We start from the raw sequence: 26953 nt of genomic DNA, 5'->3' as shown, positions 1-26953 counted from the left end.
TTACTACTCCGTATGATTATCCGGCTACAATTGAATTGTATTGAATAGAAATAATCGCTATCAAATCCATGGGCTTTCCGACATGGATTGTTTTTTTTTGACTCATTTGTCTAGTGAGTATTACTGTGATAAAACACAAAAAAGCCACTCCCCAAAGGGAATGGCTTCGCATGCCTAGCAACGTCCTACTCTCACAGGGGGAAACCCCCAACTACCATCGGCGCTGAAGAGCTTAACTTCCGTGTTCGGTATGGGAACGGGTGTGACCTCTTCGCCATCGTTACTAGACTCTTTGAGTAAAGCTTGTTCACTCAAAACTGAATAAAAGACATTGGTGTAGTTCAAGTAACTACTTTTTAGTATAGGTTAAGTCCTCGATCGATTAGTATCTGTCAGCTACATACGTCGCCGTACTTACACCCCAGACCTATCCACCTCATCATCTTTGAGGGATCTTACTTACTTGCGTAATGGGAAATCTCATCTTGAAGGGGGCTTCATGCTTAGATGCTTTCAGCATTTATCCCGTCCATACATAGCTACCCAGCGATGCCTTTGGCAAGACAACTGGTACACCAGCGGTATGTCCATCCCGGTCCTCTCGTACTAAGGACAGCTCTCCTCAAATTTCCTGCGCCCGCGACGGATAGGGACCGAACTGTCTCACGACGTTCTGAACCCAGCTCGCGTGCCGCTTTAATGGGCGAACAGCCCAACCCTTGGGACCGACTACAGCCCCAGGATGCGACGAGCCGACATCGAGGTGCCAAACCTCCCCGTCGATGTGGACTCTTGGGGGAGATAAGCCTGTTATCCCCGGGGTAGCTTTTATCCGTTGAGCGATGGCCCTTCCATGCGGAACCACCGGATCACTAAGTCCGTCTTTCGACCCTGCTCGACTTGTAGGTCTCGCAGTCAAGCTTCCTTATGCCTTTGCACTCTGCGAATGATGTCCAACCATTCTGAGGAAACCTTTGAGCGCCTCCGTTACTCTTTAGGAGGCGACCGCCCCAGTCAAACTGTCCACCTGACACTGTCTCCTGCCCGGATCACGGGCAAGGGTTAGAAGTCCAATACAGCCAGGGTAGTATCCCACCAATGCCTCCTCCGAAGCTAGCGCTCCGGAATCCAAGGCTCCTACCTATCCTGTACAGGCTGCACCGGAATTCAATATCAGGCTACAGTAAAGCTCCACGGGGTCTTTCCGTCCTGTCGCGGGTAATGCGCATCTTCACGCATATTATAATTTCACCGAGTCTCTCGTTGAGACAGTGCCCAGATCGTTACGCCTTTCGTGCGGGTCGGAACTTACCCGACAAGGAATTTCGCTACCTTAGGACCGTTATAGTTACGGCCGCCGTTTACTGGGGCTTCAATTCAGAGCTTCGCTTGCGCTAACCCCTCCTCTTAACCTTCCAGCACCGGGCAGGCGTCAGCCCCTATACGTCATCTTACGATTTTGCAGAGACCTGTGTTTTTGCTAAACAGTCGCCTGGGCCTATTCACTGCGGCTCTCTCGGGCTATTCACCCTACCAGAGCACCCCTTCTCCCGAAGTTACGGGGTCATTTTGCCGAGTTCCTTAACGAGAGTTCTCTCGATCACCTTAGGATTCTCTCCTCGCCTACCTGTGTCGGTTTGCGGTACAGGCACCTCCCGCCTCGCTAGAGGCTTTTCTTGGCAGTGTGAAATCAGGGACTCTGGAGATTAATCTCCTCGCCATCACAGCCTAGTGTTATATGAGAACGGGATTTGCCTCGTTCTCCACCTCACTGCTTAGACACACAACCAACTGTGTGCTCACCCTATCCTACTGCGTCCCCCCATTACTCAAACGGCGGGGAGGTGGTACAGGAATATCAACCTGTTGTCCATCGTCTACGCCTATCGGCCTCGACTTAGGTCCTGACTAACCCTGAGCGGACGAGCCTTCCTCAGGAAACCTTGGGCATTCGGTGGAAGGGATTCTCACCCTTCTTTCGCTACTCATACCGGCATTCTCACTTCCAAGCGCTCCACCAGTCCTTCCGGTCTAGCTTCAACGCCCTTGGAACGCTCTCCTACCATTGACCCTAAGGTCAATCCACAGCTTCGGTGATCTGTTTAGCCCCGGTACATTTTCGGCGCAGCGCCACTCGACCAGTGAGCTATTACGCACTCTTTAAATGATGGCTGCTTCTAAGCCAACATCCTGGTTGTCTGGGCAACGCCACATCCTTTTCCACTTAACAGATACTTGGGGACCTTAGCTGGTGGTCTGGGCTGTTTCCCTCTCGACAATGGATCTTATCACCCACTGTCTGACTCCCAAACATAAATCATCGGCATTCGGAGTTTGTCTGAATTCGGTAACCCGGGATGGGCCCCTCGTCCAAACAGTGCTCTACCTCCGAGATTCTTTCGTTTGAGGCTAGCCCTAAAGCTATTTCGGAGAGAACCAGCTATCTCCAGGTTCGATTGGAATTTCACCGCTACCCACACCTCATCCCCGCATTTTTCAACATACGTGGGTTCGGGCCTCCAGTCAGTGTTACCTGACCTTCACCCTGGACATGGGTAGATCACCTGGTTTCGGGTCTACGACCCCATACTGATTCGCCCTATTCAGACTCGCTTTCGCTGCGGCTCCGCTTTCTCAGCTTAACCTTGCATGGAATCGTAACTCGCCGGTTCATTCTACAAAAGGCACGCCATCACCCATTAACGGGCTCTGACAATTTGTAAGCGCACGGTTTCAGGATCTATTTCACTCCCCTTCCGGGGTGCTTTTCACCTTTCCCTCACGGTACTGGTTCACTATCGGTCACTAGGGAGTATTTAGCCTTGGGAGATGGTCCTCCCGGATTCCGACGGAATTTCACGTGTTCCGCCGTACTCAGGATCCACTCTGGAGAGAATATGCTTTCGACTACGGGGCTTTTACCCTCTTTGGCAGACCTTTCCAGGTCGCTTCATCTAACACATTCCTTTGTAACTCCGTATAGAGTGTCCTACAACCCCAAGAAGCAAGCTTCTTGGTTTGGGCTCTTCCCGTTTCGCTCGCCGCTACTAAGGGAATCGATGTTTCTTTCTCTTCCTCCGGGTACTTAGATGTTTCAGTTCTCCGGGTGTGCCACGAGTATGCTATGTATTCACATACACGTACTGTCCCATTATGGACAGTGGGTTTCCCCATTCGGAAATCTTCGGATCAAAGCTCACTTACAGCTCCCCGAAGCATATCGGTGTTAGTGCCGTCCTTCATCGGCTCCTAGTGCCAAGGCATCCGCCGTGCGCCCTTTCTAACTTAACCTATAAAAGGTCCAATTTCATCCTAGCGATAGGATTCCATCGGTTAAAAAGATTGCTTGAATCGCATATATGCGACTCGGTTGATTACTTGATTACTTTCAATGTCGTTTTATCCAGTTTTCAATGAACAAGAAAAAAGTTTTGAACACTCACGATATGAGCCTTCAAAACTGAACGCAAAACGTTAACGTGATAGATCGAAGATCTATCTTCCGAATGTTTCTTCCGTATTTCAGGCAAGAAAACATTATCCTTAGAAAGGAGGTGATCCAGCCGCACCTTCCGATACGGCTACCTTGTTACGACTTCACCCCAATCATCTGTCCCACCTTCGGCGGCTAGCTCCCCTAAGGGTTACCCCACCGACTTCGGGTGTTACAAACTCTCGTGGTGTGACGGGCGGTGTGTACAAGACCCGGGAACGTATTCACCGTGGCATGCTGATCCACGATTACTAGCGATTCCGGCTTCATGCAGGCGAGTTGCAGCCTGCAATCCGAACTGGGAACGATTTTCTGGGATTGGCTCCCCCTCGCGGGTTTGCAGCCCTCTGTATCGTCCATTGTAGCACGTGTGTAGCCCAGGTCATAAGGGGCATGATGATTTGACGTCATCCCCACCTTCCTCCGGTTTGTCACCGGCAGTCACATTAGAGTGCCCAACTAAATGATGGCAACTAACATTAAGGGTTGCGCTCGTTGCGGGACTTAACCCAACATCTCACGACACGAGCTGACGACAACCATGCACCACCTGTCACCAGTGTCCCCGAAGGGAAAATCATGTCTCCATGACGGTCACTGGGATGTCAAGACCTGGTAAGGTTCTTCGCGTTGCTTCGAATTAAACCACATGCTCCACCGCTTGTGCGGGTCCCCGTCAATTCCTTTGAGTTTCAGCCTTGCGGCCGTACTCCCCAGGCGGAGTGCTTAATGCGTTAGCTGCAGCACTAAGGGGCGGAAACCCCCTAACACTTAGCACTCATCGTTTACGGCGTGGACTACCAGGGTATCTAATCCTGTTTGCTCCCCACGCTTTCGCGCCTCAGCGTCAGTTACAGACCAGAAAGCCGCCTTCGCCACTGGTGTTCCTCCACATCTCTACGCATTTCACCGCTACACGTGGAATTCCGCTTTCCTCTTCTGTACTCAAGTCCTCCAGTTTCCAATGACCCTCCACGGTTGAGCCGTGGGCTTTCACATCAGACTTAAAGGACCGCCTGCGCGCGCTTTACGCCCAATAATTCCGGACAACGCTTGCCACCTACGTATTACCGCGGCTGCTGGCACGTAGTTAGCCGTGGCTTTCTGGTAAGGTACCGTCAAGGTACAGACAGTTACTCCTGTACTTGTTCTTCCCTTACAACAGAGCTTTACGATCCGAAAACCTTCTTCACTCACGCGGCATTGCTCCATCAGACTTTCGTCCATTGTGGAAGATTCCCTACTGCTGCCTCCCGTAGGAGTCTGGGCCGTGTCTCAGTCCCAGTGTGGCCGATCACCCTCTCAGGTCGGCTACGCATCGTGGCCTTGGTGAGCCATTACCCCACCAACTAGCTAATGCGCCGCGGGCCCATCCTTCAGTGACAGCGAGACGCCGTCTTTCAACATTTCCTCATGCGAGAAAATGGATTATTCGGTATTAGCCCCGGTTTCCCGGAGTTATCCCCATCTGAAGGGCAGGTTGCCCACGTGTTACTCACCCGTCCGCCGCTAACTGAAGGAAGCAAGCTTCCAACAGTTCGCTCGACTTGCATGTATTAGGCATGCCGCCAGCGTTCGTCCTGAGCCAGGATCAAACTCTCCATAAGAGAAATTCGATTAGCTCGAGTTTCATTTGCTGGCATCAATTAAGATACTCATTTTGTTTGTGTCATCGTTAGATGCACCAACTGTATTTCGTTAACGTTTTGCTGTTCAGTTTTCAAGGTTCATTCGGTTGGTCTCTCGTAAGAGGCAACTTTCTAATATTAACATCTCATCATTTCGTTGTCAACACTTTTACTTAAAAATTTTTTCTTGTTAAGTTTGATGTTTTCGCAACTGCTTGATGCGACGCTTATAAATATACCACCGCATTTGTGGGAATGCAAGCTTTTTCACCATTCTTTTAAAAAAGAATGGCGAAACCGCATAGCGCCGCGAATCCCGGCACCCCTAGTATAGCTAAGATCATGCCAGATGCAATGTTTACAGGTACGTAGATTCCAATAAATCCACCAGCGATATTCATTAAGAAAAGAATAAAGAACGCAAAAGCTAATCTAAACCAGAATACCGATAAGCGCTCCATGTTTTTTTCAAGAGTGGTCCGACTCATACTTAAAAGCAATAATGCAACGGCTCCTAATATAGCTATGACTAAAATCCTCACAGAAAACGCCCTTTCTATCTCATAGATACTTATCTATATGCGCCTCTGCAGAGGATTAGTCTAGTCGTTCCCTACCTTTTAATTCTTTTTATAATTCTCGACGACCTTCCAATGCTCTAGACAATGTAACTTCATCCGCATATTCTAGATCTCCACCGACAGGTAAGCCATGAGCGATACGCGTTGTCGTGATTCCGGATGGTTTAACCAGCCTCGAAATATACATGGCCGTTGCTTCTCCTTCTATAGTAGGGTTCGTCGCAAGAATCAATTCCTGCACTTCGTCCTCTTGAAGTCTAGTTAGTAATGATGGAACATTGATATCTTCCGGCCCGATTCCGTCCATCGGTGATATTGCACCTTGTAATACATGGTACAAACCACGATAGTCACGCATTTTCTCCATGGCAATCACGTCTTTCGGATCTTGCACGACACATATTGTCGAGCGATCACGTGATTGATCCTGACAGATGTAACACGGATCGATATCAGTAATATGGCCACAAACTGAACAAAACTGAAGATTACGTTTCGCATCCACTAACGCTTTAGCAAAATCTAGCACAGTATCTTCTTTCATACTTAATACAAAAAACGCCAGACGACCCGCAGTTTTGGGGCCAATGCCTGGCAATTTCATAAAGCTATCCATTAATTTAGATATAGGTTCAGGATAATGCATTATACAACCTCCTAGAACATCCCGGGCAAGTTCATTCCTTTTGTAAATTGGCCCATTGTGGAGTTCGTAATTTCTTCCGCTTTTGCAATAGCATCATTTGTAGCTATGACAATCAAGTCTTGTAAGATTTCTACGTCTTCTGGATCTACCGCTTCTGGATCAATGATTACTTCAAGTACTTCTTTATGGCCTGAGACGATTACTTTTACCATCCCACCACCTGCTGTACCTTCCATTCGCTCATTTCCTAAGTTCTCCTGTGCCTCTGCCATCTTCTTTTGCATCTTCTGCATCTGCTTCATCATACCTTGCATATTCCCTGCTCCACGCATAAATAATTCCTCCTTAGTAAATTACTCTTCTATTGTAATAAAATCTTTTCCAAACATTTTCTCAGCTTCAGTTACGAGTGGGTCTGCGTCTTCAATTGTTGCTTCTTCTATAAACGCCGACGTTTGTTGTTCATCTACTGACTGTTGAGGGTTTTCCTTACTTTTTTGACTAGCCAATCCACTTTTTTGAATGAAATCAGCACGAACTTGCAACCAGCTTTCTTCCGCTACATAGATTACTTCATAACCTTTGCCTGTCAGCCGCAGTAACGCATCCGATAAGCCTGCTTGTAATGTAGCATTTTCAGAAGCCATCAAGCAATGAATTTCATATTTAAATTTTAGCACAAATGCCGTCTCAGATGCTGCTACAGGCTCCGTCTCTTCCAACAAAGCAGCGTGCGAACGTTGCATACTTTGCATCATACCTGCCCATTGCTCACGAATCACTTGAATATCGGACTTTGTTGCCGCTTTTAAAACCTCTATAATTTTACCCGTTGGTACTTTGGCAGACCTAGAAGCAGTTGAGGCAGCTCTTTTTGCAGGTGCTTGTGGTTCGGTGGCTTGTTGCACAGCCCCTGCTGCTACTTGTTGCTGAAGTTGTCTAACGGTCTGTTCTAGCATTGCAAACTTCTGGGCCATTTCAGGATCGGCTACGGAAGTAGATACTTGTCGTTGCTCTCCAGAATGAATCATTTTCAATAAAGCGGATTCGATATAGACCTTCCCGTGATTAGAAAAACGCATTTCTTGTTGTGTTTTTGAGAGGATATCGATGTACCGGTATAATTCATCCGAATGAAACTCTTGGGCAAGCTCTTGAAATCTTTCACCATCTGAAATCAACTCCAGAAGATTTGTCAATTCGGGCGCGGTGCCAAGCAGTAAAATATCGCGGAAAAATGTAATCATGTCTTCGGCAAGTCTACCTACATCTTTACCTTCAGCAATCAGTTTATGCAATAAAGACAATGCGGATCCCGCGTCTTTCGCTTGAATTGATTGTGCAAGTTGATAAAATATTTCTTCACCAATTGCTCCAGTCACAAGCAACGCATCACTTGTTGTCAACTTGTCTCCGCTAAACGACACGGCTTGGTCAAGCATACTAAGTGCATCCCGCATTCCACCTGTCGCAGCTTGTGCGATTGCGCGCAATGCTCCGGTCTCCGCAGTAACTCCAATATCTCCAATAACCTTCTCCATTCGCTCAATGATTTCAGGTGACGTAATAGGTTTGAAATCAAATCGCTGACATCTAGAAATGATAGTGAGCGGCAACTTATGAGGTTCCGTAGTCGCCAGAATAAATACGACGTGGGCTGGAGGTTCTTCCAGTGTCTTCAACAATGCATTAAAAGCTGAATTGGACAGCATATGCACTTCATCAATAATATAGACTTTAAATCGTGCGTTGGAAGGTGCCACATGCACACGTTCAATAATGTCACGAATTTCTTCTACGCGCGAATTGGAAGCCGCATCAAACTCAGTTACATCCGTGTTCGATCCTTCTGTAATGCTTTTGCACGTCTCGCATTCATTGCATGGTTCTGTTGCTGGTCCGTTTTCACAGTTAAGTGCTTTTGCAAATATCTTCGCCGCACTCGTCTTTCCCGTTCCACGAGGTCCTGAGAATAGATACGCATGTGTCGTCTTCTGATGGAGAAGGGTATTTTGCAGAGTTTGCTTGATCGCCTGCTGACCTGACATTTCACCAAAAGCCTGCGGTCTGTAAGCGCGGTATAGTGCTTGGTAAATCAACTGCTTTTCCCCCTTTTTCTCCGATTGCATAATACTTTTATCATAACATGAAACACGAATTTTTCACCGTATATCGCTTTAAAATATTACGCAAATACTTCCGTCCATTCGTCTTTCTTATCAAGCATTGTGCGTGCAATTTCTTTTGCCCCTTCTAGGCTATGACTTGCTGCCCAGCCACACTGTATTTCGTTACATGCTGGTACTTCCGTCGCCAACAGTACGTCATTTAATGTATTCTCTACTATAGAAAGAATATCGTTATAGTCATCATGATTGATGACGGCTAGATAATAACCTGTCTGACAGCCCATTGGACTGATATCGACGATTTGATCCGAGTGGTTACGGCTGAATTCTGCCATCATATGTTCTAGTGAATGAAGGGCGGGCATATCCATGTGATCTGTATTTGGCTGACAAAAGCGGATATCATATTTCAAGATCTTATCGCCATTCTTTCCTTCAGTAGTTCCCGCTAATCGAATATAAGGTGCTTTCACTTTCGTATGATCCAAATTAAAACTTTCAACGTTCATTTTTTTCTCAGACAATGTAAATCGCTCCCTTTCAGTTATGCGTACTACTTTGAAGTATACACTACTTTAGGGACATAAAAAACTCGTCCATAATGAAATGGACGAGTGAATTATTGAATTAATGCCGTGCACCTATCTTCGACTGCCGCACATAAGCGTTACTCTTGTCGTTGGCTCGGTCTAGGCTACCCCGCGGCACATGAGAGAGTCCACTTAATGCTGCTTCCTTCCGGACCTGACATGATTCATGGGTTCCCATTGCGCAGGACCCAGACGTCAACACTACGTGCAAGAGGCAGACCCTACATGCGGACAGCCTCAGAAAAGGAATTCAGTCTTGCTAGAGCGGATTGCAAGTTACAGGGCACCGCTAATTCCCCACCTAGCACGGCATTTATTATTATACCCATAGTTAATTATGATTGCAACGGTAAACCCTGTAATCTTCAGAATGTGTTTCAATATCCTACTGTATAAACGGCGAAAAACCTTTTGTCCGAATATATTAGATAGTATACTAATTGAATTCCAATGGAGGGATTACCATGGATCAAACTAAACGTTATGCGCTCATTGTGTTGTCTACCGCCTGCTTAGCTTATTGGTAATTATTTTCTCACAATCGGATATCAACTTCATGTATGGTGTATTAATGCAGTTCGTTGCCTTAATGAGTTTTATTATTGGCACTTCATTTATTGCTATGAGAAAAAAGGAAAAAATAATGGTTGACGTTTTAAAAAAGACGTGATAAGATATTATTTGTCTGATACGGAGGAATACCCAAGCCCGGCTGAAGGGATCGGTCTTGAAAACCGACAGGGGTGTTAAAGCCCGCGGGGGTTCGAATCCCTCTTCCTCCGCCATATTTTTGACAGCATACGTTACTCGATGTAACGTTTTTTTATTGCTTAAAAATAATAACTTAATTACAAACCACCGAACTGCGGTCTAGGCAGATACGGCCGACTGGTATACAATTATAAATTCCTGAAAAGAATACATCCATTATGAAAAAACAGCGCCAGAGACTGAATCAGTCCTGACGCTGTTTTTATTTTGTAATGTATGCGCCTGCCTCTGCGGGTTGCAGTGCAAGTGCTTGATAATGGGGAAAGCTTTGTTCTAATGATGCCGCCACTTGTTGCTCTGTTCCTGGTGGTACAGCTACGAAAAGAGACGGGCCCGCTCCACTGATTGTCATACCGTACGCGCCTGCTTCCTTACAAGCTAAACGTATTTCATCAAAGTTAGGGAATCCAACTTTTCGATAGGGCTCATGATATTGATCTCGTTCCATCATGCGGCCTGCCGTCACCCAATCCGATTGCGCAATAGCGGCTGTCATCACACTGCCCGCTGCACTTCCGCGTACTGCAACTTTATGCGTCAGTCGCTCAGGTAGCAACCCACGCGAAGCTTCTGTCTTTAAAGCAACCGGTGGCACTAATATGACAATACCAATTGGAGGTGCAGGGAATGTGAGCACTTCCATCTCATCTTCGGCGAAGTACGATACTGTCATCCCTCCAATCAATGCAGCGGTAACGTTATCGGCATGTCCTTCCAGTTCGCTACCGATTCGCAACTTATCTTTTGGAGACAGTTGCAAGTCCGCTAGTTCACTTGCGATTTCAATACCTGCGGCAATTGCCGTAGCACTACTACCTAAACCTTTTCCTAAAGGAATGTCTGAACGTACTACTAACTTTTGCGATGCAATGACTCGATCATACCGCGTTGCTACATGCTGAATAGTCTGCACGATTAAATTTGTTTCATCCGTTGGCAATGCAGCATACTCTTTATCTTGATACAAAACATACCACGCGTTGGCCGGTGTAACTTCTATCGTCATGTTAAGTGAGAGGGCAAGACCTAAATGATCGAAGCCGGGTCCGAGATTAGCCGTTGTGGCTGGTACGGTCACTGAAAAACCGGCTTCTGTCATTAGTTTGTCCCCTCTTTCAATTCTTTTAAGAAGTTATCGAACTGTTCATTTGTCATCATAGGCTTATGTGCATTAACATTGATTGCTGTTTCAGGATCCTTCAATCCATTACCTGTTAGGATTCCAACTATCGTTGTTCCTTTTTCAATCAATCCCGCATCTAGTCGTTTCTTGATACCCGCAATTGTTGCACAAGATGCTGGCTCTGCAAAGATCCCGTCTGTTGCAGCTAGTAATTGGTAAGCTTCCAAGATTTCCTCATCAGTAGCGGATAAAATGTCGCCACCAGATTCTTCAAGTGCTTGCGTTGCCAAATGCCAACTTGCAGGGTTTCCGATACGGATTGCTGTTGCTACCGTTTCGGGCTCTTCGAATACACGGTCATATACGATTGGCGCTGCACCGTCTGCTTGAACTCCTAGTAACTTCGGTGTAGCCGTACCTTTTTTCTCTGCGTATTCTTTGAAACCTTTCCATGCCGCGGAAATGTTACCCGCGTTTCCAACAGGCAAAGCGAAGATATCCGGTACACTACCGAGCTGTTCAATTGTTTCAAATGCTACGGTCTTCTGGCCTTCAAGTCGATAAGGGTTCACAGAGTTCACCAACGCAATTTTCCCTTCGCCTAGTTCACGTACCATACGGAGTGCTTCGTCAAAGTTTCCTTCAATAGCGACGATTTCGGCACCATACATTTTCGCCTGCGCCAGCTTGCCTAATGCAATACGACCTTCAGGAATAACGACAATTGTACGCATACCTGCACGTGCACCATATGCTGCAGCTGCAGCAGATGTGTTACCCGTTGAAGCACAGATCAACGCTGTTTTCCCTTCTTCTTTCGCTTTTGCAACTGCCATTACCATTCCGCGGTCTTTAAATGAACCTGTTGGATTCGTTCCTTCTGTTTTCACATACAGATTGATTCCCCATTGTTTTGATAAGTTCTCGAGATGGATTAACGGTGTATTTCCTTCTTGCAATGTCAATGAAGGAGTATTCTCTGTCACCGGCAACCATTCTTTATATTCTTCAATCAATCCATTCCATCTTCTCATAATTCCTTATTCTCCTTCCACACGGTAATGACTTGAAATGTCAATGACCGCAGGTGTATCTTTTAAGTCTGTTAAAATATCTAAATGTTGTTGACGGGAAATTTTATGTGTAATGAAGATTAAATCCGCGCCTTCACCGTGCATATCTGAATCTTGAACAACTGTCGCTAGACTCGCTTTATGGTGACTATAAATAGATGTCAATTCCGTCAACACGCCTACTTCGTCACGTACCGTTATACGGTGGAAATAGCGAGCATACTTCTGATTATCCGTTTTTACTTTGCGTTCAAATTGCGGTGAATGCATTCTCTTACCATTCACGCCGAGCAAAATATTTCGGCAAGCCGCCACTACGTCACCTGTTACGGAAGTCGCTGTAGGTAATGAACCAGCTCCAGGTCCATAGAACATTGTCTCCCCTACTGAATCACTGTACACATACACTGCGTTGAATTCATTATTGACAGTAGCAAGTGGATGAGAGTTATGAACAAATACTGGCTCAACAGCTACTTCAATTCCTTCTTCATCTTTTTTGGCAGAACCCGTCATTTTAATTGTGTAACCGAATTGCTCTGCAAGCTGAAGATCACCGTCTGCAATTTCCTTCATGCCACGGACAAATACATCATCAAGATGCACTTCTGTGGAAAAGGATAGTGACGCGAGAATAACCATCTTACGCGCTGCATCAATACCATCTACATCAGCTGAAGGATCAGCTTCCGCAAAGCCCAGTTCCGTGGCTTCCGCCAACGCGTCTTCATAAGTCTTATTTTCATGCTTCATCTTTGTTAAAATGAAGTTAGTCGTTCCATTAACGATTCCTGTTAATGCGGTAATGCGGTCGGACGCTAATCCATCTTCTAATGTACGGATTAATGGAATACCGCCACCCACACTCGCTTCATATAATAAGTCGCATTTATTTTCATCCGCTAATTTTAATAATTCAGGTCCCGACTCTGCCATGACATCCTTGTTTGCAGTGACAACACCCTTACCCGCTTCAAGTGAACGTCGAATTGCTTCAGACGAACCTCCTGTCACTTCAATAATTAAATCAATTTCAGGGTCGTTTAACACTTCTTCAAGTGATGTAGTGAACATTTCTTTAGGTATCACGCCATTGCGTTTTTTATCCAAGTTTTTAACAAGGACTTTTTTGATAGACACAGGAACGCCAAGTTTATGTCGCAGGTCATCTTGATGATTATGCAAGATCGTTGCAACGCCGCTTCCCACTACTCCATAACCTAGCAAACCAATATTAATTTCTTTTTTTTCATTTTTCATTTGACGATTCTCCTAACTATATGTACACTATGAAAAAACAATCGTTCTTCGTATAAGGACAATTATAGAGAATTCTGCCTTTAATAACAACCTGTTTTCACGAATCTTCTAAAAATAGATAGATAATCTCAAAAAAGATAGGATCTGGTACCCAATGAAAGTTTGTAAATTTGGCGGAACATCCGTCGCATCCGCGGAACAAATTCGGAAAGTGGTCGACATTGTTGTATCCGACCCATCGAGAAAGATTGTCGTAGTTTCTGCGCCAGGTAAACGGTTTTCTTCTGACATTAAGGTAACTGATTTGCTTATTGATTTGGCAAATGCCTCACTTGCTGGTGAAGACACTCTAGATTCGCTGCAAATGGTTGTGGACCGTTACAAAGAAATTGCAGAAGGACTTGGCTTAGATGAAGAAATTGCACAAGTAATTGAGCAAGATGTTATTAGACGCCTGAATAAAGATCAATCTGATGAAATTCTATACGTAGACAGCTTGAAAGCCGCTGGGGAAGACAATAATGCAAAAATGATTGCGGCTTACTTCCGGCATATCGGTGTCGAAGCAGAGTATGTAAACCCCCGTGACGGTGGATTACTTGTTAACCATCGTCCAGAACGTGTACGCGCTCTCCCAGAAGGCAATGAAAAGCTCTGTAAACTACGTGATAAAGAAGGTATCATTGTATTTCCAGGCTTCTTCGGCTACACAGAAGACGGAACATTGCGTACGTTTAACCGTGGTGGCTCAGATATTACAGGCGCCCTGCTAGCGGCAGCAACGAATGCAGAACTTTATGAAAACTTCACCGATGTAGATTCAGTTTTCTCAGCAAATCCAACAGTTATTGAAAATCCACGTGCGATCGATGCTATGACATACCGAGAAATGCGTGAGCTTGCATATGCAGGGTTTTCTGTGTTTCACGAGGAAGCTTTAGTGCCTGCATTTCGGCACAAGATTCCTGTTTGCATTAAGAACACCAACAATCCAAGTGCGCCCGGCACAATGATTGTTCGGGACCGTGACCATAGCCTTCAATCTGTTGTCGGAATCGCTGCTGATAAAGGGTTTTCTACACTCTTCGTTGCTAAGTACTTGATGAACCTAGAAATTGGTTTTGGACGTCACTTGCTACAAATCTTGGAAGAAGAAGAAATTCCATTTGAACATACACCGTCAGGTATTGATAACTTGTCTGTTATTATTCGCGATGAGCATTTAACACCCGAAAAGGAAGCACGTATCGTTAAGCGCATAGGACAAGAGTTATGTCCTGATGATGTACATTTCCAACGTGGTTATTCCATGGTAGTACTGGTGGGTGAAGGCATGCGCCATGCAAGAGGATTGGCAGCACGCGCGGCATCTGCTATAGCTCGTACAGGTGCAAATATCGAAATGATCAACCAAGGTTCTTCAGAGGTCAGTTTAGTATTCGGTATTCAAGAAAAAGATGAAAACATTGTCCTTCGAGAGTTATATCAGGAGTTTTTTTCAGAAGTTCCTGTTCATTAATGTAAACGACACGCCTTATATAAGGGGTGTCGTTTCTTTCATTTTTTCAGCTATTTTCCCGATAATCAACTCAATATCCTCGTCATTTCCTATCAAATCATATTCTTCGATGTTCAGCCGAATGACTGGGCATGCAGTAAAAGAATCAATCCACTGTTCATAGCGACGATACATTTCTTCCCAATAACTTCTTGGTGTTTGCGTCTCCATATCCCTGCCACGCTCTTCAATACGCTCAAGAATGACAGGTAGTGGTCCTTCCAAGTAAATAAGCGCATTCGGATGTGGGAAATATGGTGTCATTACCATTGCTTCATATAGATGCATATATGTTTCAAAGTCGACCGCTTCCATAGTTCCTTCATCAGCGTGCATTTGAGCAAAGATCCCTACGTCTTCATAAATGGAACGATCTTGTACAAAACCGCCACCGCTTTCAAAGATATGCTTTTGCTCTTTAAAACGTTCTGCCAAAAAGAAGATTTGCAAATGAAAACTCCAACGCTCAAAGTCTTCGTAAAATCTCTCTAAATATGGATTTTCCGCTACGTTTTCCAAGGACTCTTGAAATCCGAGTCTTTTGGCAATCGCATGTGCCATTGTTGACTTCCCTACTCCCACCATTCCCGCTACCGCAAATACACTATTTTTCGGTATATTAGGTAACTTCATTTAGCTTCCTACCTTTCTCTACTGCTTCATAAACTTTGCTTAGTATTGTATCCATGTCTTCTTTATTACGCACGTAGTCTACTACATCCCCATTTATATGGATAACTTGGACATCGGAAAACGTTGCTTCAAACTCTGGCAAATAGGTACGATAGTCTTCCGAAAGCTGCAGTAAATAATCAGAATCCATATCTGCTTCATACGATCGACCACGCTTGTCTATTCGGTCGAGTAATGTTGGAATAGATGCCGACAATGAAATAACGACATTCGGCATAGGTAGATCTTTCGTCAAAATATGATAAATATCTTTATATTTTACAAAGTCTTTTGACTCTAATGTACGTTGCGCAAATAGCATATTTTTAAATACATGATAATCAGCCACCACGGGTAATCCTTGTGAAATATATTCTTTATTAATTTTCTTCAATTGTTCATATCGATTACACAGGAAAAACATTTCCGTTTGGAAACTCCATTTTTCTTTGTCTTGATAAAAATGATCGAGAAAAGGATTTTCTCCACTAATCTCTCTTAATTGATTATATGAAAAGGTCTCGGCAATCGCTGCCGTGAGTGTAGTCTTCCCTACACCAATCGGACCTTCTACCGCAATAAACGGGACAAACATTTACCATTCACCCTTTCAATTCGTTACCTTTCCATTTTATCATAGACGACCATATGCAATGTGACTTATATTAAGTCGTTTATTGTTTTCTTGTTGTCTGTTTCACGTGGAACATTTCACTAATTGATTTTGGTGTTACGCATGATAGACTGTTGATAAGGAGGGATGAATTGATGAAAGATGATGAATACTACATGAGACTGGCAATAGCAGAAGCAGAAAAAGCTGCCTCTCTAGCTGAAGTGCCAATTGGTGCGGTTATTGTACATAATGAACAAGTAATTGCTGCAGCATATAATCTTCGTGAAACCACACAAAATGCTGTCACTCACGCAGAACTATCCGCCATCCAAATAGCTTGTGAGAAGATAGGTAGTTGGCGTTTAGAAGACACTACACTATACGTCACACTCGAACCTTGCCCTATGTGTGCAGGAGCCATACTACAATCTCGTATTCCACGAGTCGTCTACGGCGCACGCGACCCAAAAGGTGGCTGCGTCCATACCTTCTACAATCTACTTAACGACTCCCGGTTTAATCATGAATGCATCGTAACAGAGGGTGTCCTCGGTAAAGAGTGCGGACAACTTCTCACCACCTTCTTTCGATCCCTAAGAGAAAAAAGAAAAGCTGCAAAAAAAGAAGCCCAACGCTTAGAGTCAAACTCCTAAGTGTAGGGCTTCATTCTTTTGTATTTCACTAATAAGCTTTTGATTTTGAAAAAGCATACTTGTAGATTATGTGGAGCACAAGTCAATGGTGTGTTTCTACTTACTGAGGTGCTTCTATCTTTTCTTTCCCACCCATGTACGGTCGAAGCACATCTGGAATCACCACAGAGCCATCTTCCTGCTGATAATTCTCCAGAATTGCTGCTACTGTACGACCAACAGCCAAACCACTACCGTTCAATGTATGAACATATTCAGGCTTCGCACCCGGCTCACGACGGAAACGGATATGTGCTCGACGCGCCTGGAAATCCTCAAAGTTAGAACAAGAAGAAATTTCTCTATAGACATTTTGTGTAGGAATCCATACTTCCAAATCGTACTTCTTGGCAGCTGTGAAACCTAAATCTGCTGTGCACATCTTGAGAGCACGATACGGTAATTTCAACAACTGCAATACATTTTCCGCATGGCCAGTCAATTTTTCCAACTCATCATATGAATCTTCCGGTTTCACAAAGCGAACCAACTCCACTTTATTGAACTGATGCTGACGAATTAATCCACGTGTATCACGACCTGCAGATCCTGCTTCAGAACGGAAATTTGTACTGTATGCTGTGAACGCAATCGGCAACTTAGACCCTTCCAAGATTTCATCGCGATAGAAATTGGTAACGGGAACTTCAGATGTCGGGATCAAGAAGTAGTCCTCTTCTTCAATCAAGAACGCATCTTCTTCAAACTTCGGCAGTTGTCCTGTTCCAGTCAAGCTTGTACGGTTTACTAAATATGGTGGCAGCATTTCCTCGTAGCCATGTTCTTCTTGATGAAGATCCAGCATGAAGTTGATCAGTGCACGTTCAAGTCGTGCACCGAGTCCGCGATAAAACACAAAACGACTACCTGTCACTTTTGCTGCTCGTTCAAAATCAAGTAGTTGAAGATCCGTTCCAATTTCCCAGTGTGGTTTAGGTTCGAAGTTAAACGTTGGTAACTCTCCCCACGTACGGACTTCTACATTGTCATCTTCACTATCCCCTACTGGCACACTATCATGTGGAATGTTCGGAATACGCATAAGCACATAATTCAATTCCTCTTCAACTGTAGCAAGCTCTTGATCATACGCTTTGATTTCCTCGCCGACCTTTTTCATCTTTGCGATGACTTCATCTGCATCTTCTTTATTGCGCTTCATTTGTGCTACTTGTTGTGATACTTCATTACGCTCAGCTTTTAGTACTTCTACTTTAGATAAGATTTCGCGACGTTTCTCATCAAGACCACCAAACTTTTCAAAGTCGGTTAAATCTTCTCCGCGTTTACTGAGCTTGGCTTTTACTTCTTCAAAATTTGCACGCAATAGTTTACTGTCTAGCACGCCATCCGCCTCCTTGTATTTACATCACTGATAATAAAAGACAATAAAAAAAGCCCTCCATCCCCTAAAATAGGGACGAGAACTACCCGCGTTGCCACCCAAATTGGCTGATTGCCCAGCCCACTTGTTTGAGATATCGGCTCAACTGACCGGCAAAACCTACTGATTCGGCTTTGCTACTCCAGGACGGATTCACAACGGTTTTTACTAGCTTTCACCATCCGCTAGCTCTCTAAAAAAAACACTGTCGCTACTGCTTCCTATCATCGTAATAATGTGAAATTAAATATACCATACTACAATTTCTGATTATTGACAAGTGACATGGTACATTTTCGCATGGGAAACACCGACAACCTAAAAATATAGTAGCTCTTTACAATCACTTTGGCACAGACGCAAAGCTACTTCATGTAATTTGTGGAAAGCTAATGCGGGACCACTGTAGCCATGAGATAACTCATGCAATTTGGAGTTAACCCATGGCTGGACGTAATCCTCCAGTTCCCGTGTGGTTCTAAGATTTAACTTGCTCTAACATCAATACCCTAATAAAGTGAAGAACCAATCCAATCAAAAGTTACGAACTGCGAATCGCCATTAATTCACTCTCTGCAAGCTTCGAAATTTCCAAACCTTTCATCGGCGTGCCAATTCCTTGTGATAGCTTAGCGATCAACTCGTAATCCTGGTAATTCGCAGTAGCCTCTACAATAGCACGTGCAAATGCTTCCGGATTATCTGATTTGAAAATACCTGAACCAACAAAGACTCCGTCCGCTCCAAGTTCCATCATTAATGCTGCGTCAGCAGGCGTTGCAACACCACCAGCAGAATAGTTCACAACCGGTAAGCGACCAGCTTCTTTAATAGCAAGTAGTATTTCATACGGAGCACCAAGATTACGGGCTTCTGTCATTAACTCGTCTTTGCTCATATGTACTACTTTACTGACTTGAGCATTAATCATTCGCAAGTGACGCACTGCTTCTACGATATTCCCTGTTCCTGGCTCTCCTTTTGTACGGAGCATTTTGGCCCCTTCACCTAAGCGACGCGCAGCTTCACCAAGGTTTCTCGCTCCACAAACAAATGGTACGCTGAAATCGCTTTTCAATAAGTGAAACTCGTCGTCCGCAGGTGTTAGTACTTCACTTTCATCTATGAAGTCCACCCCTAATGCTTCCAATACACGTGCTTCTGAAATATGACCAATACGTGCTTTTGCCATGACAGGAATGGATACTGCCTTTTGCACTTCTTCTACAATTCGTGGGTCTGCCATTCGTGCAACGCCACCTGCTGCACGAATATCAGAAGGTACTCGCTCCAGTGCCATTACCGCAATTGCCCCCGCTGCTTCCGCCACCTTTGCTTGCTCCGCATTGATTACATCCATAATAACGCCACCATAATTAAAATTCATTTTACTTCCTCCTTTTTGTTATTTTCAGTATAATTGAAATTGACCATATGAAAATAGCCAGTTACGTACTAAACAACATGGTCAGACTAGAGGGTTCATGATGGATATGATTTTTATCGAGCTTCAAAAAAATTCGGATACTCCGCTTTATCAACAAATATATAATCAAATTAAACAAGACATGATCGATGGCAAATTTCCCGTTGGCATGAAACTCCCCTCCAAACGTCAACTCGAGGAGTTTCTTAACGTCAGCCAAACAACTATTGAAATGGCTTATGATCAGCTGATGGCGGAAGGTTTTATCGCAGCGGAACCACGAAAAGGTTATTTCGTTCAAGCAATAGAGGAACTCGCCTATGTACAGCCTGTAAAATCAGAGACTCTATCTGAGGTTCCCGTAACCAAACCTGTGGATTATGACTTTTCACCAAGTTTCATTGATACAGAAAACTTTCCATTCATTATTTGGAGAAAATACGCGCGAGATATTATGGATACATCACATGCCCACTTATTGTTACTCGGAGATCCACACGGTGATATTGAGTTGCGTCAAGAAATTGCACGCTATTTGTACCATTCACGTGGAGTAGACTGTACACCTGAACAAATCATTGTTGGTTCCGGTACAGAGCAGCTTTTACCTTTAATTATTCGGATACTAGGAGAACAAGCTCGCTATGCAATTGAAGATCCAGGCTATCTGATGACGAAACACGTCTTTTCCGAAAACTACAGAATGACGATTCCTATCGCAGTTGATCATGAAGGACTTGACGTAAAGGCCTTACAACGCTCTGATGCTTCTATAGCCTATGTTACCCCTTCCCACCAGTTCCCAACCGGTACAGTACTGTCTGCAGCTCGTAGAATCGCTCTTTTGAACTGGGCTGCGTCCAATCCCGAGTTTTTCATAATTGAAGATGACTATGACAGTGAATTCCGTTATCGTGGACGTCCTATACCTTCCTTGCAAGGGATGGATAAAGGAGAAAATGTCATCTATTTAAGTACGTTTACCAAATCACTTATGCCATCTATGCGGATTGCCTACATGGTGTTACCACCAAGGCTATTGGATACGTACCGGCAGGCTTTCATTCCCTACTCTTCTTCTGTACCACGGATAGATCAACATATTTTGGCACGTTTCATGGCAGATGGACAATTCTCGCGCCACCTGAACCGCATGCGTAAAATCTATCGTCGAAAAATGCACACGTTGACGAATTTATTGAAATCGTATGAACCTAGCATTTCATTCTCGGGCGATGAAGCAGGTATGCATGTCTTGCTTCACATTCATACGACCAGAACTGAAAAGGAGCTAATCAGTGAAGCTCTTCAATCAGGAATAAAGGTTCGTGGTCTAGACACTTATAAGGTAATGCCTGATCAATCCCCCCCTTCATTCCTGATCGGCTTTGGTGGGCTAACTGAAAATGATATCAAACTGGCAATCCCGAAGTTGCTTGACGTGTGGAACATAAAAAAGACAGCGATACCTAAGTAGGTACGCTGTCTTTTGATAGTTAATTAAATAAGCCTTTTACGAAACCAGTAGAACTATTCCACGCACTAGAGAAGAAATTACCGATTGCTCCCACAGTTAACGAGAACCAACCAGCTTTCCTCACTTCTTCCATCGTGACTACTTCCGTATCAACTATTTTCCCATCAATAAAACCAAGATCTGATCCATCTTTTTTTACTAGCTTTACATGACCAACAACCGTACCTTTTTTAATCGGTGCTTGGACTTGTCCGTTTTTCACCAATTTTTCATCTAATATGAGTTCAGCTGTATAGTCTTGATCTTCACCATTACGAACTAACATACTAATAGGTTTCTTTGTAGCAATCGCTACTTTTTTTTCTTTCCCCTTAATAACATCTAGTGTTTTCTGCTTCTTGAACTGATGTCCTGCTTTAAGTAGCTCTATTTCACTAAACTCTTTGAAGCCATAGTCAAATAATTCACGAGTAGCATCAAAACGTGCTTCATACGATCCAACGCCTTTATCATCCACTGCATTCATTACGACAGCAATAACACGTCGTCCATCATGTACGGCAGTCCCAGTGAAACAATGTCCCGCAAATTCCGTAGTCCCTGTTTTCAAACCATCGATTCCTTCATATTCATACACTAGCCCAGGTAACATGAAGTTCCAGTTCACCATATCAATTGCATCATCCGTACCTTCACGGAATGTCTTTTTTGCAATTTTGGTCGTATCTAGTACTTCGGGATATTCCTTCAATAAATGATAGGCTAGTTTGGCAACAGAACGAGCTGGCATAACGTTTTCATCTTTCTCACCAAACGCACTTGGGTGCATACCTTGTAAATCACTATTGTTCAGCCCTGTAGAATTGACAAATTTATAATCTGTCAATCCAAGTTCTTCAGCTTTTTCATTCATTAAATTGACAAATTCCTCTTCTGATCCTGCAATTGACTCCGCAATCGCAATAGTCGCCGCATTTGCTGAATAAATGGCTACAGCTTCATAAAGCTCACGAATTGTATAGGATCCATCACGACGAAGTGGTACATTACTTAAACGACGATCTTGCGAAACTTTATACGTATACTCTGTTACCTTGTATTCCTGATCCCATGTAATCGTTCCATCCTCAAGAGCTTCAAACATCAAGTACTCCGTCATCATTTTCGTCATACTCGCAATACCGAGCGGCTTATCCGCGTTCTCTTGATATAATACCTTTCCACTATCTGCATCTATCAAAATAGCTCCGTTTACACGGATGTCCAGTGAAGATTCACTTTCCTCTGCTGCTACAGATCCTTGCATACCAAACGTCATCAACAACATCATTGGTACCATTAAAACTGCCAACCATCTTTGTGTTACTTTTTTCACTCATCTTACCTCCGTAGTCACAATATCAAAAATCAGTGTACCATATTCCCAGCAAGTCAGATATGCTTATGGCAAAAAAAACGCATATTCCCGTATGGAAATCACTACATTTTATTATTCGCCATATAAAAACAAAAAAGGACAGGAGAAAATTCCTCGCTGTCCCTTAGATAGTAGATTAACGTACCGAATAGTTCGGTGCTTCTTTTGTAATTTGTACTTGGTGTGGATGACTTTCCAATAAACCAGCACCGGTCATACGAATAAATTGTGCATTTTCACGATGCGCTTCCAGATCCTTCGAACCGCAGTATCCCATACCTGCTCGAATACCTCCTATAAGCTGATGAATTGTATCAGACAAAGGCCCTTTATATGGCATACGACCTTCAATGCCTTCAGGTACCAGTTTCTTTTCATCTTCTTGGAAGTAACGATCTTTTGAACCTTTTTCCATTGCTGCAACAGAACCCATTCCACGGTATACTTTAAAACGACGTCCCTGGAAGATCTCAGACTCTCCTGGGCTCTCCGTAGTACCTGCAAGCAGGCTTCCAAGCATAACCGCATGTCCACCTGCAGCCAATGCTTTGACAATATCGCCAGAGTACTTAATTCCGCCATCAGCAATAATTGTCTTGCCATATTTACGCGCTACTGTTGCACATTCATAGATAGCAGTAATCTGTGGTACACCAACACCTGCAACTACACGTGTAGTACAAATAGAGCCAGGGCCAATACCAACCTTCACTACATCAGCGCCTGCTTCGTACAATGCTTCTGCTGCTTCTGCTGTGGCCACGTTTCCTGCAACAATCGCAAGGTCCGGATAATTTCTACGAATGTCTTTCACGGTGTCAATAACACCTTTAGAGTGTCCGTGTGCCGTATCAATGACTATTAGGTCAACTTCCGCCTGTACAAGCTTCTCAATGCGTGTAGAAGTGTCTACGGTGACTCCAACGGCTGCACCCACGAGTAAGCGCCCAGCCTTATCTTTTGCTGCATTAGGGAACTCAATAACTTTCTCGATATCTTTGATTGTAATTAACCCGTTAAGAATACCTTTATCGTCTACGATCGGGAGCTTTTCAATTTTATATTGCTGTAGCATTTTTTCAGCGTCTTCAAGTGTCGTTCCTACAGGAGCCGTCACCAAGTTTTCTTTCGTCATGACTTCATCAATGATAATGGAATAATCCTGAATGAATCTCAGGTCACGGTTCGTCAAAATACCAACCAGTTTCTTCTCTTCCATGTTGTTAACAATTGGAACACCTGAGATACGATATTTACCCATTAAATGCTCTGCATCAAATACTTGATGTTCCGGTGTAAGGAAGAACGGATTTTTAATAACTCCATTCTCAGAACGTTTAACCGTAACAACTTGCTCGGCTTGTTCTTCGATACTCATGTTTTTATGAATAACGCCGATTCCGCCCTGACGAGCCATAGATATCGCCATTTTGGATTCTGTTACTGTATCCATACCAGCACTGATAATGGGTATATTCAACTTAATGCTATCTGTTAAGTTCACAGACAGCGAAACAGCTTTTGGCAATACTTCAGATGCAGCTGGCACCAATAATACATCATCGAACGTCAGACCTTCACGAGAAAACTTTGATTCCCACATTAACTTTCTGCCTCCTAAAATTACTATTGTCTATTCAGATTATTAAAAGGTTATCAGCGTCAATGAGACGTGTCAAGACAGAAGTTTATAAACTGACTATTACATTTATTTGTTGAATATTTTATTTAGTGACTTTTGCATCTTTAAGGGATTTGTCTGTGGTGCAAAACGATCGACTACTTGTCCGTTTGAATCAATTAAGAACTTCGTGAAGTTCCATTTGATACCTTCCGTTAATACACCCTTTTGCTGTTCAGCAAGATACGTAAATAAAGGTTCTGCTTCATCACCTTTCACATCTACCTTGGCAAACATAGGGAATGTCACACCATAATTCATTTGGCAGAAATTCATCGTCTCATCAATATCATCAAATTCTTGGTTATTGAAGTTATCCGATGGGAAGCCTAATATAACCAGCCCTTGATCTTTATATTCTTCATACAGTTGTTGCAGTTCTTTAAATTGTTTTGTGAAGCCGCATTTACTGGCGGTATTGACAATGACCATTGGATTTCCTTCAAATTCTTTTAGAGACTTCTTTTCTCCGTCTGTAGTTTTCACAGTAAAGTCGTAAACTGTTGTCATGCAGTATCGCCTCTTTTCTTTTAGTATATTTTACCTGACTATTGAACGAATACCTAGTATCTTGTTTACTAATAAGATTTTTAGAGTATTAAGGAGAATAATGTAGAGGGTAGTTTTAGGAACGCTTGGCGTGAGTCTTTGAGTGGTTAGGCAAGGGGATTGAGCACTGATTCGTGTGGGAATGAGCGCTTTAGACGTGTGATTGAGCGGATAACCGTGGGGATTGAGCGCTTTAGCTGATTGATAGAGCGGATAAACAAGACAATAGAGCGCTTGAGCAAACGGATAGAGCGAATAAGCGAGGCGATAGAGCGGCCAATGCATTTCATAGAGCGGTTATGCTGGACGATAGCGCGCTTTCTCTGATTCACTGAGTGAACAACCAATATCCACGAGATTACTCAACTTGGGATTCAGTTCATTTCCATAATAAAACACAAAAAAGCCACTCCCCAAAGGGAATGGCTTCGCATGCCTAGCAACGTCCTACTCTCACAGGGGGAAACCCCCAACTACCATCGGCGCTGAAGAGCTTAACTTCCGTGTTCGGTATGGGAACGGGTGTGACCTCTTCGCCATCGTTACTAGACTCTTTGAGTAAAGCTTGTTCACTCAAAACTGAATAAAAGACATTGGTGTAGTTCAAGTAACTACTTTTTAATATAGGTTAAGTCCTCGATCGATTAGTATCTGTCAGCTACATACGTCGCCGTACTTACACCCCAGACCTATCCACCTCATCATCTTTGAGGGATCTTACTTACTTGCGTAATGGGAAATCTCATCTTGAAGGGGGCTTCATGCTTAGATGCTTTCAGCATTTATCCCGTCCATACATAGCTACCCAGCGATGCCTTTGGCAAGACAACTGGTACACCAGCGGTATGTCCATCCCGGTCCTCTCGTACTAAGGACAGCTCTCCTCAAATTTCCTGCGCCCGCGACGGATAGGGACCGAACTGTCTCACGACGTTCTGAACCCAGCTCGCGTGCCGCTTTAATGGGCGAACAGCCCAACCCTTGGGACCGACTACAGCCCCAGGATGCGACGAGCCGACATCGAGGTGCCAAACCTCCCCGTCGATGTGGACTCTTGGGGGAGATAAGCCTGTTATCCCCGGGGTAGCTTTTATCCGTTGAGCGATGGCCCTTCCATGCGGAACCACCGGATCACTAAGTCCGTCTTTCGACCCTGCTCGACTTGTAGGTCTCGCAGTCAAGCTTCCTTATGCCTTTGCACTCTGCGAATGATGTCCAACCATTCTGAGGAAACCTTTGAGCGCCTCCGTTACTCTTTAGGAGGCGACCGCCCCAGTCAAACTGTCCACCTGACACTGTCTCCTGCCCGGATCACGGGCAAGGGTTAGAAGTCCAATACAGCCAGGGTAGTATCCCACCAATGCCTCCTCCGAAGCTAGCGCTCCGGAATCCAAGGCTCCTACCTATCCTGTACAGGCTGCACCGGAATTCAATATCAGGCTACAGTAAAGCTCCACGGGGTCTTTCCGTCCTGTCGCGGGTAATGCGCATCTTCACGCATATTATAATTTCACCGAGTCTCTCGTTGAGACAGTGCCCAGATCGTTACGCCTTTCGTGCGGGTCGGAACTTACCCGACAAGGAATTTCGCTACCTTAGGACCGTTATAGTTACGGCCGCCGTTTACTGGGGCTTCAATTCAGAGCTTCGCTTGCGCTAACCCCTCCTCTTAACCTTCCAGCACCGGGCAGGCGTCAGCCCCTATACGTCATCTTACGATTTTGCAGAGACCTGTGTTTTTGCTAAACAGTCGCCTGGGCCTATTCACTGCGGCTCTCTCGGGCTATTCACCCTACCAGAGCACCCCTTCTCCCGAAGTTACGGGGTCATTTTGCCGAGTTCCTTAACGAGAGTTCTCTCGATCACCTTAGGATTCTCTCCTCGCCTACCTGTGTCGGTTTGCGGTACAGGCACCTCCCGCCTCGCTAGAGGCTTTTCTTGGCAGTGTGAAATCAGGGACTCTGGAGATTAATCTCCTCGCCATCACAGCCTAGTGTTATATGAGAACGGGATTTGCCTCGTTCTCCACCTCACTGCTTAGACACACAACCAACTGTGTGCTCACCCTATCCTACTGCGTCCCCCCATTACTCAAACGGCGGGGAGGTGGTACAGGAATATCAACCTGTTGTCCATCGTCTACGCCTATCGGCCTCGACTTAGGTCCTGACTAACCCTGAGCGGACG

General features: G+C 44.4%; 18 protein-coding genes, 1 tRNA gene, 5 rRNA genes, 1 other RNA gene and 1 other annotated feature (1 of these 26 only partly in view). Of the genes, 4 read left to right on the top strand and 21 right to left on the bottom strand.

Annotated elements, in window-relative coordinates; translation table 11 throughout:
- Window positions 1–172 precede the first annotated feature (172 nt).
- The 9 genes from rrf (SporoP8_RS09555) to ffs all read right to left on the bottom strand — a co-directional run bounded on the left by rrf (SporoP8_RS09555) (window position 173) and on the right by ffs (window position 9377).
- Window positions 173–288 (bottom strand): 5S ribosomal RNA (gene rrf, locus SporoP8_RS09555).
- 74 nt (window positions 289–362) lie between these two features.
- Window positions 363–3291 (bottom strand): 23S ribosomal RNA (locus SporoP8_RS09550).
- A 256-nt stretch (window positions 3292–3547) separates the two neighbouring features.
- Window positions 3548–5100, bottom strand: a 16S ribosomal RNA gene (locus SporoP8_RS09545).
- The 16S, 23S and 5S rRNA genes sit together here, the layout of an rRNA operon.
- Before the next feature lie 299 nt (window positions 5101–5399).
- Window positions 5400–5663, bottom strand: coding sequence for a pro-sigmaK processing inhibitor BofA family protein (locus SporoP8_RS09540; RefSeq protein WP_232319133.1), 264 nt, complete (start codon window positions 5661–5663; stop codon window positions 5400–5402).
- An 88-nt stretch (window positions 5664–5751) separates the two neighbouring features.
- Window positions 5752–6348: a recombination mediator RecR gene (recR, locus tag SporoP8_RS09535; RefSeq protein ID WP_085132288.1), complete on the bottom strand. Its 597-nt coding sequence runs from the start codon at window positions 6346–6348 to the stop codon at window positions 5752–5754.
- Between the two features lie 11 nt (window positions 6349–6359).
- Window positions 6360–6680 carry a YbaB/EbfC family nucleoid-associated protein gene (locus SporoP8_RS09530; protein WP_029055208.1) on the bottom strand — a complete coding sequence of 107 codons (321 nt, stop codon included), beginning with the start codon at window positions 6678–6680 and terminating at the stop codon, window positions 6360–6362.
- A 21-nt stretch (window positions 6681–6701) separates the two neighbouring features.
- Window positions 6702–8447, bottom strand: coding sequence for a DNA polymerase III subunit gamma/tau (gene dnaX, locus SporoP8_RS09525; RefSeq protein WP_085132287.1), 1746 nt, complete (start codon window positions 8445–8447; stop codon window positions 6702–6704).
- Window positions 8448–8533: 86 nt separating this feature from the next.
- Entirely contained in the window at window positions 8534–8986 is a 453-nt protein-coding gene (locus SporoP8_RS09520) for an S-ribosylhomocysteine lyase (RefSeq protein ID WP_198166119.1), read from the bottom strand.
- Between the two features lie 124 nt (window positions 8987–9110).
- Window positions 9111–9377, bottom strand: an RNA gene (gene ffs / locus SporoP8_RS09515) — signal recognition particle sRNA large type.
- Between the two features lie 382 nt (window positions 9378–9759).
- Here ffs and SporoP8_RS09510 point away from each other — a divergent pair.
- Window positions 9760–9852: transfer RNA gene (locus tag SporoP8_RS09510), tRNA-Ser, on the top strand.
- Window positions 9853–10040: 188 nt separating this feature from the next.
- Here SporoP8_RS09510 and thrB read toward each other — a convergent pair.
- From thrB to SporoP8_RS09495, 3 genes are read right to left on the bottom strand one after another with little or no spacing between them, the layout of a single operon-like run.
- Window positions 10041–10937 carry a homoserine kinase gene (gene thrB / locus SporoP8_RS09505; protein ID WP_085132285.1) on the bottom strand — a complete coding sequence of 299 codons (897 nt, stop codon included), beginning with the start codon at window positions 10935–10937 and terminating at the stop codon, window positions 10041–10043.
- Window positions 10937–11995: a threonine synthase gene (thrC, locus tag SporoP8_RS09500; protein ID WP_085132284.1), complete on the bottom strand. Its 1059-nt coding sequence runs from the start codon at window positions 11993–11995 to the stop codon at window positions 10937–10939. Before thrC ends, thrB begins: the two co-directional genes overlap by 1 nt.
- 6 nt (window positions 11996–12001) lie before the next feature.
- Window positions 12002–13294 (bottom strand): homoserine dehydrogenase, encoded by a 1293-nt coding sequence (locus SporoP8_RS09495; protein ID WP_085132283.1) that lies wholly within the window; start codon window positions 13292–13294, stop codon window positions 12002–12004.
- A 154-nt stretch (window positions 13295–13448) separates the two neighbouring features.
- Between SporoP8_RS09495 and SporoP8_RS09490 the strand changes: the two genes are divergently transcribed.
- Window positions 13449–14813, top strand: a complete 1365-nt coding sequence (locus SporoP8_RS09490) for an aspartate kinase (RefSeq protein ID WP_085132282.1) — start codon at window positions 13449–13451, stop codon at window positions 14811–14813.
- A 15-nt stretch (window positions 14814–14828) separates the two neighbouring features.
- Here the strand turns inward: SporoP8_RS09490 and SporoP8_RS09485 are convergent, their stop codons facing one another.
- The gene (locus SporoP8_RS09485) at window positions 14829–15485 is read right to left on the bottom strand and encodes a deoxynucleoside kinase (protein ID WP_085132281.1); all 657 of its coding nucleotides are present in this window, start codon (window positions 15483–15485) and stop codon (window positions 14829–14831) included.
- On the bottom strand, window positions 15472–16119 hold the full coding sequence (locus SporoP8_RS09480) for a deoxynucleoside kinase (protein ID WP_085132280.1): 648 nt from the start codon (window positions 16117–16119) through the stop codon (window positions 15472–15474). The genes SporoP8_RS09485 and SporoP8_RS09480 overlap by 14 nt, the downstream gene beginning before the upstream one ends.
- A gap of 173 nt (window positions 16120–16292) precedes the next feature.
- On the opposite strand from SporoP8_RS09480, the gene tadA reads away from it, so the two are divergent.
- Window positions 16293–16793 carry a tRNA adenosine(34) deaminase TadA gene (tadA, locus tag SporoP8_RS09475; protein ID WP_085132279.1) on the top strand — a complete coding sequence of 167 codons (501 nt, stop codon included), beginning with the start codon at window positions 16293–16295 and terminating at the stop codon, window positions 16791–16793.
- Between the two features lie 100 nt (window positions 16794–16893).
- Here the strand turns inward: tadA and serS are convergent, their stop codons facing one another.
- Window positions 16894–18177: a serine--tRNA ligase gene (gene serS / locus SporoP8_RS09470; protein WP_085132278.1), complete on the bottom strand. Its 1284-nt coding sequence runs from the start codon at window positions 18175–18177 to the stop codon at window positions 16894–16896.
- A gap of 68 nt (window positions 18178–18245) precedes the next feature.
- Window positions 18246–18453 (bottom strand) — a binding site (T-box leader).
- Window positions 18454–18757: 304 nt separating this feature from the next.
- The gene (pdxS, locus tag SporoP8_RS09465) at window positions 18758–19603 is read right to left on the bottom strand and encodes a pyridoxal 5'-phosphate synthase lyase subunit PdxS (protein ID WP_085132277.1); all 846 of its coding nucleotides are present in this window, start codon (window positions 19601–19603) and stop codon (window positions 18758–18760) included.
- A 100-nt stretch (window positions 19604–19703) separates the two neighbouring features.
- Between pdxS and SporoP8_RS09460 the strand changes: the two genes are divergently transcribed.
- On the top strand, window positions 19704–21119 hold the full coding sequence (locus tag SporoP8_RS09460) for a MocR-like pyridoxine biosynthesis transcription factor PdxR (RefSeq protein WP_085132276.1): 1416 nt from the start codon (window positions 19704–19706) through the stop codon (window positions 21117–21119).
- A 19-nt stretch (window positions 21120–21138) separates the two neighbouring features.
- Here the strand turns inward: SporoP8_RS09460 and SporoP8_RS09455 are convergent, their stop codons facing one another.
- The 5 genes from SporoP8_RS09455 to SporoP8_RS09435 all read right to left on the bottom strand — a co-directional run.
- On the bottom strand, window positions 21139–22494 hold the full coding sequence (locus SporoP8_RS09455; protein WP_085132275.1) for a D-alanyl-D-alanine carboxypeptidase family protein: 1356 nt from the start codon (window positions 22492–22494) through the stop codon (window positions 21139–21141).
- 178 nt (window positions 22495–22672) lie between these two features.
- On the bottom strand, window positions 22673–24139 hold the full coding sequence (gene guaB / locus SporoP8_RS09450) for an IMP dehydrogenase (protein ID WP_085132274.1): 1467 nt from the start codon (window positions 24137–24139) through the stop codon (window positions 22673–22675).
- A gap of 105 nt (window positions 24140–24244) precedes the next feature.
- The gene (locus tag SporoP8_RS09445; RefSeq protein WP_085132273.1) at window positions 24245–24727 is read right to left on the bottom strand and encodes a glutathione peroxidase; all 483 of its coding nucleotides are present in this window, start codon (window positions 24725–24727) and stop codon (window positions 24245–24247) included.
- A 473-nt stretch (window positions 24728–25200) separates the two neighbouring features.
- Window positions 25201–25316 (bottom strand): 5S ribosomal RNA (rrf, locus tag SporoP8_RS09440).
- Between the two features lie 74 nt (window positions 25317–25390).
- A 23S ribosomal RNA gene (locus SporoP8_RS09435) occupies window positions 25391–26953 on the bottom strand; it runs 1366 nt beyond the window's last position.

This window comes from Sporosarcina ureae (genome assembly GCF_002101375.1).
Classification (GTDB): domain Bacteria; phylum Bacillota; class Bacilli; order Bacillales_A; family Planococcaceae; genus Sporosarcina; species Sporosarcina ureae_B.
This window is presented reverse-complemented; position numbering and strand designations above follow the sequence as displayed.

Coding starts and splice junctions, on each gene's coding strand:
- recR (WP_085132288.1), bottom strand. CDS start 6,348: ATGCATTATCCTGAACCTATATCTAAATTAATGGATAGCTTTATGAAA.
- SporoP8_RS09530 (WP_029055208.1), bottom strand. CDS start 6,680: ATGCGTGGAGCAGGGAATATGCAAGGTATGATGAAGCAGATGCAGAAG.
- SporoP8_RS09520 (WP_198166119.1), bottom strand. CDS start 8,986: ATGAACGTTGAAAGTTTTAATTTGGATCATACGAAAGTGAAAGCACCT.
- thrB (WP_085132285.1), bottom strand. CDS start 10,937: ATGACAGAAGCCGGTTTTTCAGTGACCGTACCAGCCACAACGGCTAAT.
- thrC (WP_085132284.1), bottom strand. CDS start 11,995: ATGAGAAGATGGAATGGATTGATTGAAGAATATAAAGAATGGTTGCCG.
- SporoP8_RS09495 (WP_085132283.1), bottom strand. CDS start 13,294: ATGAAAAATGAAAAAAAAGAAATTAATATTGGTTTGCTAGGTTATGGA.
- SporoP8_RS09490 (WP_085132282.1), top strand. CDS start 13,449: ATGAAAGTTTGTAAATTTGGCGGAACATCCGTCGCATCCGCGGAACAA.
- SporoP8_RS09485 (WP_085132281.1), bottom strand. CDS start 15,485: ATGAAGTTACCTAATATACCGAAAAATAGTGTATTTGCGGTAGCGGGA.
- SporoP8_RS09480 (WP_085132280.1), bottom strand. CDS start 16,119: ATGTTTGTCCCGTTTATTGCGGTAGAAGGTCCGATTGGTGTAGGGAAG.
- tadA (WP_085132279.1), top strand. CDS start 16,293: ATGAAAGATGATGAATACTACATGAGACTGGCAATAGCAGAAGCAGAA.
- pdxS (WP_085132277.1), bottom strand. CDS start 19,603: ATGAATTTTAATTATGGTGGCGTTATTATGGATGTAATCAATGCGGAG.
- SporoP8_RS09460 (WP_085132276.1), top strand. CDS start 19,704: ATGGATATGATTTTTATCGAGCTTCAAAAAAATTCGGATACTCCGCTT.
- guaB (WP_085132274.1), bottom strand. CDS start 24,139: ATGTGGGAATCAAAGTTTTCTCGTGAAGGTCTGACGTTCGATGATGTA.
- SporoP8_RS09445 (WP_085132273.1), bottom strand. CDS start 24,727: ATGACAACAGTTTACGACTTTACTGTGAAAACTACAGACGGAGAAAAG.